The organism is Stenotrophomonas sp. Sm10 (assembly GCF_030985515.1).
Lineage (GTDB): Bacteria > Pseudomonadota > Gammaproteobacteria > Xanthomonadales > Xanthomonadaceae > Stenotrophomonas > Stenotrophomonas hibiscicola.
In genome coordinates, this window is record NZ_JAPTFO010000002.1 from 84893 (window position 1) to 100294 (window position 15402).

The following is a 15402-nucleotide window of genomic DNA, read 5'->3' on the forward strand; positions in this document are numbered from 1 at the left end:
CACGGGGCCAAAATGCGAGACGATCGCGACACCAGATAGCGCACTTGCCAGCCGACAGGTGCACTTTTTTTACGTAGGCTGGAAGGCTTGTCATCTGTGAGTCAAACCGAATGGAACTTCCTGACGAAATCTATGAGCAGGTCACTGACCTCTCAGAGCAGGGAAACGTCCTCATGGATGCCGATGACCATGCTGGCGCGACTCGGTGCTGGCTGCAGGCTTTAGAAGCGTTGCCAGCTCCTGCCAAGGATTGGGAGGCCTACACTTGGCTCTGTGCTTCACTTGGAGACGCGAGCTTTCTTTCCGGTGACGTAGTGGCCGCCCTGAAGTACTTCATGGATGCATTGAATGGTCCGGACGGGCGTGCCAATCCCTTCATTCTGTATCGCGCTGGCCAATGCAACGAACTTCTGGGGCAGCGGGATCGGGCCCTTGAATACCTGCTCAGGGCGTATGCACTGGACGGCGAGGACATATTCAACGCTGACGATGAAGGCGGGAAGTATCTTGCCCTGCTGCGACAGCAGGGCCTTACTTCGCCCTGATACCACCAAGCCGGCCAAGCGCTGAGAATACCGCGCCTGGTCGCCAGGACGTGGCCAGTCCTCAGCCATGGACGAATCAGGGCGAGAGCGACTTAATCCCCTCCGTCCCTTTTTTCTCCGCTCTTCTGTGCGTGACCGGGGTCCGTTCCGGGGCGCCCGGTTGTGCCAGCATCGCAGCACCCGACACGGAGCGCCGCGATGCAGACCGATCCGCTGTTCCTGCACATCCGGGTGGTGATGGGCATCATCCTCGGCCTGTCGATCACCACCGTGCTCAAGGGCCTGGCGCAGATCATCGAGCATCCGCAGCGCCGCGGCTGCTCGGCCCTGCACCTGGGCTGGGTGGCGTGGACGCTGATATCGCTGGTGACCTTCTGGTGGTGGGAGTTCCGCCTCATCGAGGTGCACCGCTGGACGTTTGAAACCTACCTGTTCGTGATCGTGTACTGCGCGACCTGGTTCCTGCTGTGCGCGCTGCTGTTTCCCGACGACCTGCGTGAATACGGCAGCTACGGGAACTATCTCATGCAGCGCCGGCGCTGGATCTTCAGCGTGATGGCTGCACTGACCCTGCTCGACCTGGTCGATACCGCCATCAAGGGCAGCAGCCGCTGGAAGCTGCTGGGAGCCGCGTACCCGTTGCATGCCGTGTTGATGCTGGCGGTGGCGGTGCTCGGCTGGCGACTGCGCAGCCAACGCACACAGCTGCGCCTGGTGCTGGCAACGCTGGCTTACCAGATCGGCTACTTCGCCGTGGAGTACTTCACCGTCGGCAGTGACTGACCGGGGTGCAAGCACCTGCTGAAAGCCTTTCACTGCCACGCCGCCGGGCGACATCGGCATCAGCGGCACCGATCCCCCTATCCCCTGCTGCTGCGGGGCCTCCATCCAATCTCCATCAACCCTACACATCGATTCCATGCGCCATGCAGATACTGAGCGGCCGATCACCGCAAGGATGCCCTGCATGCCTGTATTCGTCCGCGACGCCCGCCCCGAAGATGCCGCCGCCTGCATCGACCTGCGCAGGCGCACCCGCGAGAACGCCTTCAGCGCGGCCCAGCTTGCGGAACGGGGCATCACGGTGGACAGCTGGGCGACCGGCATCGCCCAGGGCGATTCGATCGGCCGCGTCGCCTGGGACGGCGAGCGCATGGCCGGCTACTGCTTCGCCGACCGCGACAGCGGCGAGGTGCTGGTGCTGGCCCTGCTGCCGGACTACGAGGGCCGCGGCATCGGCCGCCAGCTGCTGCAGGACGTGGTCAGCCTGACCCGCGATGCCGGCCACCAGCGGCTGTTCCTGGCCTGCTCGGCCGACCCGCGTTCGCGCTCGCATGGCTTCTACCGCCGCCTGGGCTGGCGCCCGACCGGCGGGGTCGATGAGGCCGGCGACGAGATCCTTGAGCTGGTCTGATCCCACCGCCGCCGGGCGTCGCCTGCCGCCCATGTGACAGCGCCGCGAAACGTCGGATGCTGCGTTGCATCAAAAAAGGACCGGATCCGGTTAGAATCGCGGATGGATGCTGCAAGGCGTTGTTTCTTCACGCCCTTTCCCTGCCCCACGCGCATCCTGACCCCTTCCCCTCCGCCAACGATCCCGCCCCCATGAAGAAATTTGGCAAGGCTCTTCTCGCCCTGCTCGTGCTGCTGTTGCTGGCCGCCGCGCTGTTCCTGTACTGGCCGCTGACCCAGCGCTCGGTGCCCGCCGCCAGCAACGACAAGCCCGTCGACGTTGTGCTGGTCGGCGCCGGCATCATGAGCATCACCCTGGCCACCTACCTGCAGGAACTGCAGCCGGACTGGAACATCCAGGTCTACGAACGCCTCGATGGCGTCGCCGGTGAAAGCTCCGACGGCTGGAACAACGCCGGCACCGGCCATTCGGCCTTCGCCGAACTGAACTACACCCCGGAACTGCCCGATGGCAGCATCGAGACCAAGCGCGCGGTCGGCATCGCCGAATCGTTCGAGGTCTCGCGCCAGTTCTGGTCGCACCAGGTCAAGGAAGGCCGCCTCAGCCGGCCCAGCGACTTCATCAACCCGACGCCGCACATGAGCTTCGTCTGGGGCGATGACAACATCGCCTACCTGCACAAGCGCCAGCAGGCGCTGGTGAAGAACCCGCTGTTCTACGGCATGCAGTACTCTGAAGATCCGGCGCAGATCAAGCAGTGGGCCCCGCTGCTGATGGAAGGCCGTGACCCGAAGCAGAAGGTTGCCGCGACCTGGATGCCGCTCGGTACCGACGTCAACTTCGGTGTGATCACCCGCCAGCTGACCGCCGGCCTGCAGCGCAGCCCGAACTTCAGCCTGCACCTGAACCATGAAGTGACCGCGCTGCGGCAGAACGCCGACAAGAGCTGGAACGTCACGGTGAAGGATCTCAAGGCCGGCACCGAAACCACCACCCACACCCGCTTCGTCTTCATCGGTGCCGGTGGCGCCGCGCTGAAGCTGCTGCAGATGTCGGGCATTCCGGAATCGAAGGACTATGCCGGCTTCCCGGTCGGTGGCCAGTTCCTCGCCTTCCAGGGCCAGGACGTGACCTCGCGCCATGGCGTGAAAGCCTACGGCATGGCCGAGACCGGTTCGCCGCCGATGTCGGTGCCGCACCTGGATGCGCGCAAGCTGGACGGCAAGCCGGTGGTCCTGTTCGGGCCGTTTGCGCTGTACAGCACCAAGTTCCTCAAGCACGGCTCGTGGTGGGACCTGTATTCCTCGGTGACCCACAACAACGTTGGCCCGATGCTGGAAGTGGGCAAGGACAACCTGGACCTGGTGCAGTACCTGATGGGCCAGGCGCGCCTGAACGATGCCGACCGCCAGGCCGAGCTGGTCAAGTACTTCCCCAATGCCAAGCCGGGCGACTGGAAGCTGGTGACCGCCGGCCAGCGCGTGCAGATCATCAAGCGTGACCCGCTGAAGGGCCCGGTGCTGCAGTTCGGCACCGAGATCGTGACCGACAAGGACCACACCCTCGCCGCCCTGCTCGGCGCCTCGCCGGGTGCGTCGACCTCGCCGCCGATCATGCTGGACCTGATGGCCAAGGCCTTCCCGGAGCAGATGAAGGCCGGCTGGGAAACCCGCCTGCGCGAGATCGTGCCGTCGTACGGGCGCAAGCTCAACGACAGCCCGGCGCTGGTGAACGAGATCCGTACGCTGACCAGCCAGACCCTGCAGTTGCCGTACCTGGAGGTGCCGGTGGATGCGAACGCGGCATCGCCCGCGGCGGCCACGGTGCCGGCACAGGCCAAGGAAAAGCGCAACGCCAATGAGGAACTGCAGGCGCTGTAAGCCCGCACGTTCCTTTCGATGCAAACGGACGGCCACCTTCGGGTGGCCGTTCGCGTTTGTGCGGTGACAGGTCGGATCCCTCCCGCACGTGAGGGCTCTGACCTGCGCCTGGGCACCGGGGTGGAGCCAGGGCCCATTGCCTCCGTCAACGGGATCCGACCCCGGCCCAGCCGCTGCCATGCGCCTGGAAGCCCTTCCTCAGTGACACGAATTGTAATGTTGTTAAGAATTATTTACATTTGCACCCCGCGCAGTGACCGCGCGCCTTAGCAGCCGGACCTGACCGTGCCCGAAGCCGCCGCCCGGGTGCCGGACGACTGTTGCCGCCCTTCCCCGCCTCCACGCTCCGAGCCGCCCATGTCCCCGAATTTCCCCAATCGCCAGCCCCGCCGCGCGCTGCTGCCGGCCGCCCTGCTTTCGTCGCTGACCGTGCTGGGCGCGCCCAGCGCGTTCGCCGCCGCCGAAGGCGCCGCCGACGCCAAGACCCTTGATCGGGTCAGCGTGCGTGCCGAGCAGTCCGCTCCGCCGGCCAGCACTACGCGCCTGCCGATCACCCTGCAGGAAACCCCGCAGTCCGCCACCGCCATCAGCCTGCAGCGCCTGCAGGACGAATCACTGTTCAGCATCAACGATGTGATGCGCAACGTGACCGGCGTCAGCGTGTCCTTCTATGACACGCAGCGTCCGCTGTACTACGCGCGTGGCTTCGCCATCACCGACTTCCAGGTCGACGGCATCCCCACCTACAGCGGGTCCACCAACCAGGAATACGACACCGCCTTCTACGACCGCATCGAAGTGATCCGCGGCGCCAACGGCCTGCTCAGTGGCGCTGGCGTGCCGTCGGCCACGGTCAACCTGCTGCGCAAGCGCCCCGGCAAGGAATTCGACGCGTCATTCGCGGTCAGCGCCGGCAGCTGGGACTTCCGCCGCATGGAAGCCGACGTGACCGCGCCGCTGACCGATGATGGCCGTTTCCGCAGCCGCGTGGTCGCCGCCTACACCGACCGCGGGCTGTACTACGACCGTTACGACGAGAACAAGATGGCCGGCATGGCGGTGCTTGAAGGCGATGTCACCGACAGCACCACGGTCACCGTCGGCTACCAGACCCAGGACAACAACCCGACCGGTTCGACCTGGGGCACCGTGCCGTTCTTCGACAACCAGGGCAATTTCGCCCATCTGCCGCGCTCGACCAACCTGTCGCCGAAGTGGAGCTACTGGAAGCGCGAGAGCAACACCGCCTTCGCCAACCTGGAACAGCGTTTCGGCGACAACTGGCTGTTGAAGATCAACACGGCCTACACCCGCGGCAACGTGCAGAACGTGCGCCTGTACGGCACCGGCAACCCGGACCCGGTGACCGGCTCGGGCATCTTCCTGCGTGCGGCCGCCGGTGATTCGAAAGACACCCGCCGCAATGTCGATGCTTACCTGACCGGCAACTTCCCGCTGTTCGGCCGCGACCACGACCTCACGGTCGGCGCCCAGTGGTCGGATCTGGAAGGGACCACGAACACCTTGGCGCTGAACTTCCCCGGCGACTGGGCCACCTGCGGGCGTGAGCGCTGCTACTACATCCCCAATGTGTACTCCTGGAACGGCGACATTTCCGAGGTGACCTACACCCGCACCGGCGCACGCCGTGTAGCGAAGACCACGCAGAGCGGCGTCTATCTGGCCACCCGCCTGCGCCTGGCCGATCCGCTGTCGCTGATCGCCGGTGCACGCCTGAGCCGGTGGGAAACCCTCACCCGCTCCTACAACGCCGCCGGCGCCTATACCGGCACCAGCGGTGCGTACAAGGTGAGCGATGAAGTTACTCCCTACGTGGGCCTGGTCTACGAGATCACCCCGAACGTGTCGGCCTATGCCAGCTACACCGAGATCTTCAATCCACAGAACTACAAGGACCGCAACGAGAACCTGCTGGCGCCGGTGCAGGGCTCGAACCTGGAAGCGGGCATCAAGACGCAGTGGTTCGATGGCCGCCTGACCGCCAATGCGGCGGTGTTCGAGGCCAAGCAGGACAACTACGCGGTGCGCGACATGGGCGTGCCGGAGGGTTCGCTCAGCGATGGCACCTCGGCCTACATCGGCGTCAACGGCACCAAGGCGCGCGGCTGGGAGATGGACGTCAACGGCGAGATCCTGCCGGGCTGGACGGTCAATGCCGGCTACACCCACGTCAAGGTCACCCGAGCGGCTACCGACCTGCTGTACGCCAATCCGCCGAAGGATCTGTTGCAGCTCAACACCCAACTGCAGCTGCGCGGCGCGCTGGAACGCCTGAGCGTTGGCGGCGGCCTGCAGTGGCAGAGCAAGGTGCAGGGCTACAACATCGCTTACCCGCTGGGCGGCACGGCCACGGTGAACCAGCCGGCCTACATGCTGGTGCAGTTCAATGCCAACTACCGCATCAGCGACAGCTGGACCGCAACGCTGAGCGTGCGCAACGCACTGGACAAGACCTACTGGGCCAACCTGGACTACAACAACTACGGCGAGCCGCGCTTCGTGTCGGCCAGCCTGCGCTGGAAGTTCTGAGCAACCCGCGACCCGGTGGGTGCCTGGTGGGTGCCGACCGTTGGTCGGCACGCCCTCCGCCACGACCCACCGTCGTGGCCTACCTGAATGGGCCCGCCTCCGCGCGGGCCTTTTTTGCTGCACTGCGGGTTGCACTCCGCTCCGTAATTATGTCGTAATTTTTCCAACGCCAGTCGGAAGCCCGTCGATGAACCCGAGTTGGGATACGTTGGAGCGCAGCCGCCAGGCGCGCCTGGAGCGGGCCGCGCCGTGGGCGCGCGGCCACCAGGTCGCCGCCGGGGACGTGGGTGAACTGCTGCACGCGCTGCTGGAGCCCGGCGACAAGGTCTGCCTGGAAGGCAACAACCAGAAGCAGGCCGACTTCCTGGCACAGGTGCTGGCCGGCCTCGATCCGGCACGAGTGCACGACCTGCACATGGTGCAGTCGGTGCTGTCACTGCCCTCGCATCTGGATGTGTTCGAGCGCGGCATCGCCTCCCGGCTCGACTTCTCCTTCTCCGGCCCCCAGTCGGTGCGGCTGGCCAACCTGGTCGCCGAGGGCCGCATCCAGATCGGTGCCATCCACACCTACCTGGAACTGTTCGGCCGCTACTTCATCGACCTGACCCCACGGGTGGCGCTGGTCACCGCGCAGGCCGCCGACCGCCACGGCAACCTCTACACTGGCCCGAACACCGAAGACACGCCGGTGATCGTCGAAGCCACTGCGTTCCGGGGCGGGATCGTCATCGCCCAGGTCAACGAGATCGTCGACAGCCTCCCCCGCGTCGATATTCCTGCGGACTGGGTCAACTTCGTGGTGCAGGCGCCGAAGCCGAACCATATCGAGCCGCTCTTCACCCGCGACCCGGCGCAGATTTCCGAGATCCAGGTGCTGATGGCAATGATGGCCATCAAGGGCATCTACGCCGCGTACGGCGTGAATCGTTTGAATCACGGCATCGGCTTCGATACCGCCGCCATCGAACTGCTGCTCCCCACCTATGCCGAATCGCTCGGGCTGAAGGGAAAGATCTGCCAGCACTGGGCACTGAACCCGCACCCGGCACTGATTCCGGCGATCGAATCGGGCTTCGTAAAGTCGGTGCATTCGTTCGGTTCGGAACTGGGCATGGAGAAATACATTGCCGCGCGCGGCGATGTGTTTTTCACCGGAGCCGACGGCTCGATGCGTTCCAACCGCGCGTTCTCGCAGACCGCAGGCCTGTATGCCTGCGACATGTTCATCGGTTCCACCCTGCAGATCGACCTGCAGGGCAACAGTTCCACTGCCACCCGCGACCGCATCGCCGGCTTCGGTGGCGCACCGAACATGGGCTCGGACGCACGTGGCCGCCGCCACGCCAGCGAGGCCTGGATCAAGGCCGGCCAGCAGGCCGCACGCCCGGGCGAGATGCCACGCGGGCGCAAGCTGGTGGTGCAGATGGTGGAAACCTTCCGCGAGCACATGGCCCCGGCCTTCGTCGAGCGCCTCGATGCCTGGGACCTGGCCGAGCGCGCACAGATGCCTTTGCCGCCGGTGATGATCTACGGCGATGACGTCAGCCATGTGCTGACCGAGGAAGGCATCGCCAACCTGCTGCTGTGCCGCACGCCGGAGGAACGCGAACAGGCGATCCGCGGCGTATCCGGCTACACCGCCGTCGGTCTTGGCCGCGACCGCGCGATGGTGGAGAACCTGCGCGACCGTGGCGTGATCCGTCGCCCGGACGACCTGGGTATTTCGCCGCGCGACGCCAGCCGCGATCTGCTGGCCGCACGCTCGGTGAAGGACCTGGTGCGCTGGTCCGGTGGCCTCTACGACCCCCCCAAGCGCTTCCGCAACTGGTAAGGACAGAGCATGGAAACCCTCGACTATCGATTCGACGGCCGCACCGCCGTGCAGTTCCCGCGCGATGCGGTGCTGGTGGGCGTGCTGGCGTCGGGCAACCTGGAAATCCTGCTGGAACCGGTGGCGCAGCAGGGCGCGATGACGGTGCGCGTCATCACCGCCGCGCAGGGCTTCGGCAGCATCTGGCAGGCGGTGATCAATGACTTCGCAAAGCGTCATCCGCTGCGCGATGTGCGCGTCTCGATCAACGACGCCGGTGCGACCCCGGCCGTGGTCAGCCTGCGCCTCGACCAGGCCGTCGAAACCCTGCTGGCCGGAGGCACGCCATGAGCCACGTACAGCGCCACAGCTACTACGAAGCCGATGCGCGCGAACGCATCGCCGGGCTGGTTGACGCCGGCTCGTTCCGCGAGTTCCTTGGCCCGGCGCGGCGGATGATGAGCCCGCACCTGGCCCAGCTGGACCAGCCGGCCGCGTTCGACGATGGCATCGTCGTCGGCGAGGCCACGCTGCGCGGCAAGCACGTACTGCTGGCCGCGCAGCAGGGGCAGTTCATGGGCGGTGGCGTGGGCGAAGTGCATGGCGCCAAGCTGACCGGACTGCTGCGCCGTGCGGCGCACACCCGCCCTGACGGCGTGCTGCTGCTGCTCGATACCGGCGGCGTGCGGCTTCACGAAGCCAATGCGGGCCTGATTGCGATCTCCGAAATCATGCGCGCCACCCTGGACGCGCGTGCAGCGGGCGTGCCGGTCATCGCGCTGATCGGCAGCGGCAACGGTGCGTTCGGCGGCATGGGCATCGTCGCCCGCTGCTGCACCACGGTGATCATGTCCGAGGAAGGCCGGCTGTCGTTGTCCGGACCGGAAGTGATCGAGACGGTACGCGGCGTCGAAGAGTTCGACTCGCGCGACCGTGCACTGGTCTGGCGCGTGACCGGCGGCAAGCACCGCTATCTGATCGACCAGGCACAGGTGCTGGTACCCGACGCCATCGAAGCCTTCGCGCAGGCCGCAAGCAATGCGCTGCAACCCGATGCCACCAGCACGGATACCGATGCTGCGCTGGCCGCGCTGCAGGAACGCCATGCGGCGTTGAAAGCCCGAATGCAGGCCTGGGGCGACTGCCGCGATGGGCTGGAAATCTGGGCCCGCCAAGGCATCGCCGAACCCGAACGACTGCCGTTGCTGGACACCGACGCCTTCCTTGCCGCCACCGCCGCCCGGAGGCTGCCATGAGCGCACCGCTGCAGTCTCTGCTCGATGCCTTGTTCCCGCGTGGCCATCGTATCGACATCCAGGATTCGGTGCTGACCGGTACGGCCACCACCGACGATGGCGAGGTGACCGTGATCGGCACCACCGATCGCATCGAGGTTGGCGTCGACCATGCATTGGCGCTGGCCGGGACCGTGCTTGCCAGCACCGCCGCACACCCGCAGCGGACGATCGTGATGCTGGCGGACACTGCCGGCCAGCGCCTGGCGCGCCGCGATGAGCTGCTGGGCATCAACGGCTACTTCGCGCATCTCGCGCAGGCTCTCGATCTGGCCCGCCGCCGTGGCGCGCGTCTGGTCACCCTGGTCTACGGCGAATCGGTGAGCGGCGGATTCCTGTCCTTCGGCCTGATGGCCGACCACATCCATGCCCTGCCCGATGCACAGGTACGGGTGATGGACCTGCGCGCGATGGCCCGGGTAACCAAGCAACCGCTGGAGAAGCTGCAGGCACTCAGCCAGAGCTCGCCGGTGTTCGCGCCGGGCGTGGCCAACTACGTGGCGATGGGTGCGGTGGAATCGCTGTGGGATGGCGATCTTGCCCAGCACCTGCTGCGGGCCCTGCGCACACCCAGCGACGGCGATGCACGCGCGGCGCTGGCTGCACAGCGCGGCGGTCGTGCACTGGCGGCGGATGTTGCAGATGCGGTGGCCCGCAGCGATGCCTGATCAGCCCGCACGCCACATGCTGGTCTGGCTGTCGGCCCACGCCGACTGGCGGGCCGACGTGGCTGCGCAGGAACCGCGCCTGGCAGCGTGGTTCGCGCAGGGTCTGCCGGCCATGGTGGCGCGCCGCGCCGCGGATGACCCCGACCCGCGCCTGCGCTTGGGCGTGCCGCTGCCACCGGGCGAAGGCAAGCTGCGCCTTGCGCTGCGCGTGCCGCAGCAGGATGTGCAGCGCCTGCAATTGCCGCCCGCACTGGACGCGGTACTCACCCGGGGCGTGCCAACCGACTGGCAGAGGGCCCTGCACGCACTGGCGAGCGTTGCACCGGCACGCGTGTTCGGCGCCTTCGCCTGGCAGCACCTCAGCGGCCTGCCCTATGTGCACGCATGCTCGGACATCGACCTGCTGTGGCAGGTTGAGAGCCGTACGCAGGCCGATGCGCTTGCCGCACGCCTGAACGCCTGGGAGCACGCGCATGCCCGCCGGGTCGATGGTGAACTGTGCCTGCCTGATGGCGGCGCGGTGAACTGGCGCGAGTTTGCCGGTGACAGCCGCCAGGTGCTGGTGAAGCGCCTGGCGGGTGCTGCACTGGACGTCCGCGAGCGCCTGTTCGAGACTGCCGGAGCGGCGGCGTGAGCGCGGTCTTCCAGTCCCGGCTGCAGGATGCAAACGCGATCGACAGCGCGCGTCTGGGCCGCTTGGCCATCACCAGCCTGCATGCCGAACTGGCCTGCGCGCCCAAGCCAGGGCTGGTCACCCCCTTCGATACCGGCAGCCATGACGACATGGACGCCGGTACGTTCCTGCGCAGCCTGTTCTCGCTGCGCCACTTCTTCACCGCGATTGCCGACGCCGGTGCCGCTGACGCGCCGTTCGCCATCCTGCGCGCGCACGGTATCGCCGCCGAGCACGCGATGCTGCGCGCCACTGGCGGTATCAATACCCACCGCGGCGCCATCTTCAGCCTGGGCCTGCTGGTCGCCGCTGCCGCACGCTGCCGCCGCCAGCAGGGCCACGCCGCGCCGGCCGCGCAGGTCTGTCTGGCCGTACAGCACTGGGCTGATGCGTTCGCCACGGCACCGCTGGATGCCTCCAGCCCCGGCCAGCGCGCGCGCGTGCGCCACGGCGTACCGGGCGTGCGCGAACACGCCGCCGCCGGTTACCCCGTGTTGCGCGACTTGGCCGTACCGACCCTGCGCCATGCCCTGCACAGTGGATTACCGCGTGATGCAGCGATGTGCCAGACCCTGATGCAGTTGGTCGCGCACGTGGACGATCTCAACCTGCTGCACCGTGGTGGCGCCGACGGCCTGGCCTGGGCGCAGCAGCAGGCGCGCCGCTTCATCGAGGCGGGCGGTGCCTTCGCGCCTGGCTGGCAGGCACACCTGCACGACATCGGCGAGGGCTTCGTCGCGCGCCGCCTGAGCCCGGGTGGCAGCGCAGACCTGCTGGCCTGCAGCTGGTTCCTGCTGCTGCAGGAGGGCGCATGAGCCTTGCCCTGCTCTGCCCCGGCCAAGGTGCGCAGCATGCGGCGATGTTCGACCGCGTGCGCGATCTGCAGGCCGCGCGCCACGTACTGGAGACCGCCAGCGCAGTGCTTGGACGCGATGTGTTCGCGGCGGCCGCTGACGAATCGCGCTTCGGCAATGCACTCGCGCAGCCCCTGCTGTGTGCAGCCAGCCTCGCGCACTGGCAGGGACTTCGCGAAGCAGTGCCAGCACCGGTGCTGGTGGCCGGCTACAGCATCGGTGAACTGGCGGCGCATGTGGTTGCCGGCAGCGTTGATGCGAGCACCTGCCTGAGCTTGGCCGCGCAGCGCGCGCGGCTGATGGATGCCGCCAGCCCTGCCGATGCAGGCATGCAGGCCGTGCTGGGGCTGGAGCGCCATACCCTGCAGCCGCTGTGTGATGCACACGGCGCACATGTGGCCATCGCCAACGGCCGCGATCACTTCATCGTCGGCGGCACGCAGACCGCTCTGCAGGCGCTGGCCGATGACGCTCGCGCGCAGGGTGCGGAGATCCGCCCGCTGCCGGTGCATGTGCCCGCGCATACGCCGCTGCTCCGCTCTGCTGTCGCACCGTTCGCCGCCGCACTCGATGCCTCGGCGCTGCAGGGCCCACGCCTGCCGCTGCTGGCCGGCATCGATGCGCGACCGGTGCGGGATCGCGCAATGGCGGTCCACACGCTGTCGGCGCAGCTGGCGCAGACCATCGAATGGGCGCAGGTGATGCGCCAGGCCTTCGAGCGCGGCGCGCGGGTTTTCCTGCAGCTGGGCCCGGGCAACGCGCTGGCGCGCATGGTCGCACCGGCCTATCCGTGCTGCGAAGTGCGCGCGGTGGAAGAGTTCCAGAGCCTGGAAGGCGCCGCGGCGTGGGTCCGCAGTGCGCTGGAGCGGCTGCAGTAACGGGTTCGAGCAGTACGTATCACGCATCACGCAGTACGTCGCCGTACCCCGGGGATGGCGGGTCTCCATCCGCGCTGTACGTGAGTCACGTGTCTGGGAGGGCGCATGAGTCCACAAATCGCAACGATCATCGGTCTGGTGATCATGTTCATCGTCGCCACGGCGATGCCGATCAACATGGGCGCGGTCGCCTTCGCGTTGGCCTTCATCATCGGTGGGCTGTGGGTCGACATGGGCGGCAAGGAGGTCCTGGCCGGCTTTCCCGGCGATCTGTTCCTGACCCTGGTCGGCATCACCTACCTGTTCGCCATCGCGCAGAAGAACGGCACCATCGACCTGCTGGTGCACTGGGCTGTGAAAGCCGTGCGCGGCCATATCGTGGCCATTCCGTGGGTGATGTTCGTGATCACCGCGGTGCTCACCGCGTTCGGTGCGCTGGGCCCGGCGGCGGTCGCGATCATCGGCCCGGTCGCGCTGCGCTTTGCCAAGCAGTACAACATCAACCCACTGATGATGGGCCTGCTGGTCATCCATGGCGCACAGGCGGGCGGCTTCTCGCCGATCAGCGTGTACGGCAGCATCACCAATGGCGTAGTGCAGAAGGCCGGGCTGGAAGTGACCGAGATGGCGGTGTTCCTGACCAGCCTGGGCTTCAACTTCATGATGGCGACGATCTGCTTCTTCGCCTTCGGTGGCATCGCCCTGCTGCGTCGCGGCTCGATCACCGTGGCAGGAACGATCGGCAATGCCGAACCGGCGATGGCCGGTGGCCCGCAGGCGTCGTCGCGCCAGTTCGCGATCGAAGGCCATGGCGCGCTGGTCGCAGCAGGCGGCGGCACGCTCAGCAATGATCCGGCGGCACTGGATGCGGTGGGCCTGACCCGCGAACGGTTGTTCACCCTGATCGGCCTGCTCGGCCTGGGCGTGGCCGCGCTGATCTACAACCTCAACGTCGGTCTGGTCTCGATCACCGTGGCGGTGGCACTGGCGCTGCTGTCGCCACAAAGCCAGAAGGGTGCGGTCGATGGCATCAGCTGGTCCACCGTGCTGCTGATCTGTGGCGTGGTGACCTACATCGGCGTGCTGGAACATGCCGGCGCGGTGGATTTCATCGGCAACGGCGTGTCCAACATCGGCATCCCGCTGCTCGGTGCGCTGCTGGTCTGCTACGTGGGTGGCATCGTCTCCGCGTTCGCCTCGTCGGCCGCAGTGCTGGGCGCGACCATTCCGCTGGCGGTGCCGTTCCTGATGCAGGGCCATCTCGGCGCGGCCGGCGTGATCTGCGCGCTGGCGGTGTCGTCCACCATCGTCGATGTCAGCCCGTTCTCGACCAATGGCGCGCTGGTCGTCGCCTCGGCCGCCAAGGAAGAACGGGAGACCCTGTTCCGCCGCTTCCTGGTCTACAGCGGTCTGGTGGTGGCGCTGGGGCCGCTGCTGGCGTGGTTGGTGTTCGTGGTGCCCGGCTGGATGTAACCACCCAGCGGTAGTGCCGGCCGCTGGCCGGCAATCTCATGAAGCCATCCGGCGATCACGGGTTGCCGGCCAGCGGTCGGCACTACCTGGCGGTACACTTCCTCTATGGCCATTGCCCCTGCCCCGCGATCACCGAAGAAGCGCGCGCCTCTGTATGAAGAGGTGGCCGACCACGTGCGCGAGCGCATCTACGACTACCGGCTACCGCCGGGCGAGTGGATCGACGAGCCCGCGCTGTGCGAAGAACTGGGCATCAGCCGCACGCCGCTGCGCGAGGCGTTGAAGCTGCTGGCCGCCGAAGGCCTGGTGCAGATCGATGCCGGTCGTGGCAGCCGGGTCACCCGGCTGACGCTGGAAGACCTCAACCAGCTGTTCCCGGTGATGGCCATGCTGGAAGGCCGTTGCGCACACGAGGCGGTCAGGCACATCGACGATGCCGGCGTGCAACAACTGGAGGCCCTGCATGCAGCGATGGAAGCGGCGGCGGCCGAGGGCAACATCGCCGAGTACTACCGCAACAACTACCTGATCCACGAAACCGTGCAGCATTACGCCGGCAACCCGTGGCTGATCCGCATCACCCACGACCTGCACCGCATCCTGAAGATGCATCGCGGCCGCCAGCTGCTGACCCCGGGGCGCACCGCGCAATCGCTGGCCGAACACCGCGAGCTGATGGAGTGCTTCCGCCGCCGCGATGCGCAGGCCGCCGAACGCACCATGGAGCGCCATCTGCTCAGCCAGGGCCAGGCATTGGCCGCCTATGTGGCAGCGGGCGGGCTGTTGAACGTGCCGGCGCCCTTGCCGACCGAAGGCGGCGGTTGAGCGGATGAGTTGCCGGCCAGCGGCCGGCACTACCAGGACGTGACCTTGGCCGGCGTCCCGGAACATCTCGTCAATCGCCACCACCGCAGCTGCCACCGTCACCGCTGCCACCGTCGCTGCTGCAGTCGAAGCTGCTGTGGCTGTGATGGCTGTAGCTGTCGCCGGAATGGCCGCCCGGATGGTCGTAGCCACTGCCGGGACTGTTGTCGCCCCGGATCCCGGAGCCGTCGGCCGTGGCCACCGCCAGGCACACGATGGCCCCGACCAGGGGAAGCAGCCAGACCATCAGCAGCTGCACCGTCCGGCCGCCCGCCGACAGGCCATCACGCTTGGCGATCACCACGGTAGCCACGGCGTTCAGGCCCAGCACCAGCAGGACCAGCAGAAGGGCGGCGATCAGCATTCGGCGACTCCGTGCTCGGATTGGGGGCATTATGGCCTGCTGCCCCGGCAATGGCCCTGCCTGTCATGAAGATGGGACAATGTGGGGCGCGCCGGCCTGCTTCCAGGCCGCCGGCGCCCCTCGCACCACACGGA

15 protein-coding genes are annotated in these 15402 nt (G+C 67.1%); 14 read left to right on the plus strand and 1 reads right to left on the minus strand.

All coding sequences use genetic code 11. The features are described from left to right. Positions 1–110 precede the first annotated feature (110 nt). From O0J15_RS00960 to O0J15_RS01025, 14 genes are all read left to right on the plus strand, one after another. Positions 111–545 carry a hypothetical protein gene (locus tag O0J15_RS00960; protein ID WP_308304934.1) on the plus strand — a complete coding sequence of 145 codons (435 nt, stop codon included), beginning with the start codon at positions 111–113 and terminating at the stop codon, positions 543–545. Between the two features lie 198 nt (positions 546–743). Then, positions 744–1328: a hypothetical protein gene (locus tag O0J15_RS00965; protein WP_049416396.1), complete on the plus strand. Its 585-nt coding sequence runs from the start codon at positions 744–746 to the stop codon at positions 1326–1328. 184 nt (positions 1329–1512) lie between these two features. Further along, positions 1513–1959, plus strand: a complete 447-nt coding sequence (locus tag O0J15_RS00970) for a GNAT family N-acetyltransferase (protein WP_100477725.1) — start codon at positions 1513–1515, stop codon at positions 1957–1959. A 191-nt stretch (positions 1960–2150) separates the two neighbouring features. Further along, positions 2151–3839 carry a malate dehydrogenase (quinone) gene (gene mqo / locus O0J15_RS00975; RefSeq protein ID WP_100477724.1) on the plus strand — a complete coding sequence of 563 codons (1689 nt, stop codon included), beginning with the start codon at positions 2151–2153 and terminating at the stop codon, positions 3837–3839. Between the two features lie 357 nt (positions 3840–4196). Continuing rightward, a complete protein-coding gene (locus O0J15_RS00980; RefSeq protein ID WP_308304935.1) occupies positions 4197–6389 on the plus strand; it encodes a TonB-dependent siderophore receptor in 2193 nt (730 codons plus the stop codon). 187 nt (positions 6390–6576) lie between these two features. Beyond that, positions 6577–8220 carry a malonate decarboxylase subunit alpha gene (gene mdcA, locus O0J15_RS00985; protein WP_021203095.1) on the plus strand — a complete coding sequence of 548 codons (1644 nt, stop codon included), beginning with the start codon at positions 6577–6579 and terminating at the stop codon, positions 8218–8220. 9 nt (positions 8221–8229) lie between these two features. Next, positions 8230–8550, plus strand: coding sequence for a malonate decarboxylase acyl carrier protein (gene mdcC, locus O0J15_RS00990; RefSeq protein WP_021203094.1), 321 nt, complete (start codon positions 8230–8232; stop codon positions 8548–8550). Further along, positions 8547–9455, plus strand: coding sequence for a biotin-independent malonate decarboxylase subunit beta (locus O0J15_RS00995; RefSeq protein ID WP_019659334.1), 909 nt, complete (start codon positions 8547–8549; stop codon positions 9453–9455). Before mdcC ends, O0J15_RS00995 begins: the two co-directional genes overlap by 4 nt. Beyond that, entirely contained in the window at positions 9452–10162 is a 711-nt protein-coding gene (gene mdcE / locus O0J15_RS01000; RefSeq protein WP_308304936.1) for a biotin-independent malonate decarboxylase subunit gamma, read from the plus strand. Before O0J15_RS00995 ends, mdcE begins: the two co-directional genes overlap by 4 nt. Then, a complete protein-coding gene (gene mdcG, locus O0J15_RS01005) occupies positions 10155–10796 on the plus strand; it encodes a malonate decarboxylase holo-[acyl-carrier-protein] synthase (protein ID WP_308304937.1) in 642 nt (213 codons plus the stop codon). The genes mdcE and mdcG overlap by 8 nt, the downstream gene beginning before the upstream one ends. Further along, the gene (gene mdcB / locus O0J15_RS01010; protein ID WP_308304938.1) at positions 10793–11650 is read left to right on the plus strand and encodes a triphosphoribosyl-dephospho-CoA synthase MdcB; all 858 of its coding nucleotides are present in this window, start codon (positions 10793–10795) and stop codon (positions 11648–11650) included. Before mdcG ends, mdcB begins: the two co-directional genes overlap by 4 nt. Beyond that, positions 11647–12567, plus strand: a complete 921-nt coding sequence (gene mdcH / locus O0J15_RS01015; protein ID WP_308304939.1) for a malonate decarboxylase subunit epsilon — start codon at positions 11647–11649, stop codon at positions 12565–12567. Before mdcB ends, mdcH begins: the two co-directional genes overlap by 4 nt. Positions 12568–12672: 105 nt before the next feature. Further along, positions 12673–14040 carry an SLC13 family permease gene (locus O0J15_RS01020; RefSeq protein ID WP_308304940.1) on the plus strand — a complete coding sequence of 456 codons (1368 nt, stop codon included), beginning with the start codon at positions 12673–12675 and terminating at the stop codon, positions 14038–14040. A 105-nt stretch (positions 14041–14145) separates the two neighbouring features. Continuing rightward, positions 14146–14865 carry a GntR family transcriptional regulator gene (locus O0J15_RS01025; protein WP_065196561.1) on the plus strand — a complete coding sequence of 240 codons (720 nt, stop codon included), beginning with the start codon at positions 14146–14148 and terminating at the stop codon, positions 14863–14865. Positions 14866–14935: 70 nt separating this feature from the next. Here O0J15_RS01025 and O0J15_RS01030 read toward each other — a convergent pair whose 3' ends face one another. Then, positions 14936–15268 carry a hypothetical protein gene (locus O0J15_RS01030; protein ID WP_308304941.1) on the minus strand — a complete coding sequence of 111 codons (333 nt, stop codon included), beginning with the start codon at positions 15266–15268 and terminating at the stop codon, positions 14936–14938. Positions 15269–15402: the final 134 nt, after the last annotated feature.

Bases quoted from the DNA above. Each gene is read 5' to 3' on its own strand.
- O0J15_RS01025 (WP_065196561.1), top strand. From the start codon at position 14,146: ATGGCCATTGCCCCTGCCCCGCGATCACCGAAGAAGCGCGCGCCTCTG.
- mdcE (WP_308304936.1), top strand. From the start codon at position 9,452: ATGAGCGCACCGCTGCAGTCTCTGCTCGATGCCTTGTTCCCGCGTGGC.
- O0J15_RS01020 (WP_308304940.1), top strand. From the start codon at position 12,673: ATGAGTCCACAAATCGCAACGATCATCGGTCTGGTGATCATGTTCATC.
- O0J15_RS00995 (WP_019659334.1), top strand. From the start codon at position 8,547: ATGAGCCACGTACAGCGCCACAGCTACTACGAAGCCGATGCGCGCGAA.
- mqo (WP_100477724.1), top strand. From the start codon at position 2,151: ATGAAGAAATTTGGCAAGGCTCTTCTCGCCCTGCTCGTGCTGCTGTTG.
- O0J15_RS00960 (WP_308304934.1), top strand. From the start codon at position 111: ATGGAACTTCCTGACGAAATCTATGAGCAGGTCACTGACCTCTCAGAG.
- O0J15_RS00980 (WP_308304935.1), top strand. From the start codon at position 4,197: ATGTCCCCGAATTTCCCCAATCGCCAGCCCCGCCGCGCGCTGCTGCCG.
- mdcG (WP_308304937.1), top strand. From the start codon at position 10,155: ATGCCTGATCAGCCCGCACGCCACATGCTGGTCTGGCTGTCGGCCCAC.
- O0J15_RS00965 (WP_049416396.1), top strand. From the start codon at position 744: ATGCAGACCGATCCGCTGTTCCTGCACATCCGGGTGGTGATGGGCATC.
- O0J15_RS01030 (WP_308304941.1), bottom strand. From the start codon at position 15,268: ATGCTGATCGCCGCCCTTCTGCTGGTCCTGCTGGTGCTGGGCCTGAAC.
- mdcA (WP_021203095.1), top strand. From the start codon at position 6,577: ATGAACCCGAGTTGGGATACGTTGGAGCGCAGCCGCCAGGCGCGCCTG.
- mdcH (WP_308304939.1), top strand. From the start codon at position 11,647: ATGAGCCTTGCCCTGCTCTGCCCCGGCCAAGGTGCGCAGCATGCGGCG.
- O0J15_RS00970 (WP_100477725.1), top strand. From the start codon at position 1,513: ATGCCTGTATTCGTCCGCGACGCCCGCCCCGAAGATGCCGCCGCCTGC.
- mdcC (WP_021203094.1), top strand. From the start codon at position 8,230: ATGGAAACCCTCGACTATCGATTCGACGGCCGCACCGCCGTGCAGTTC.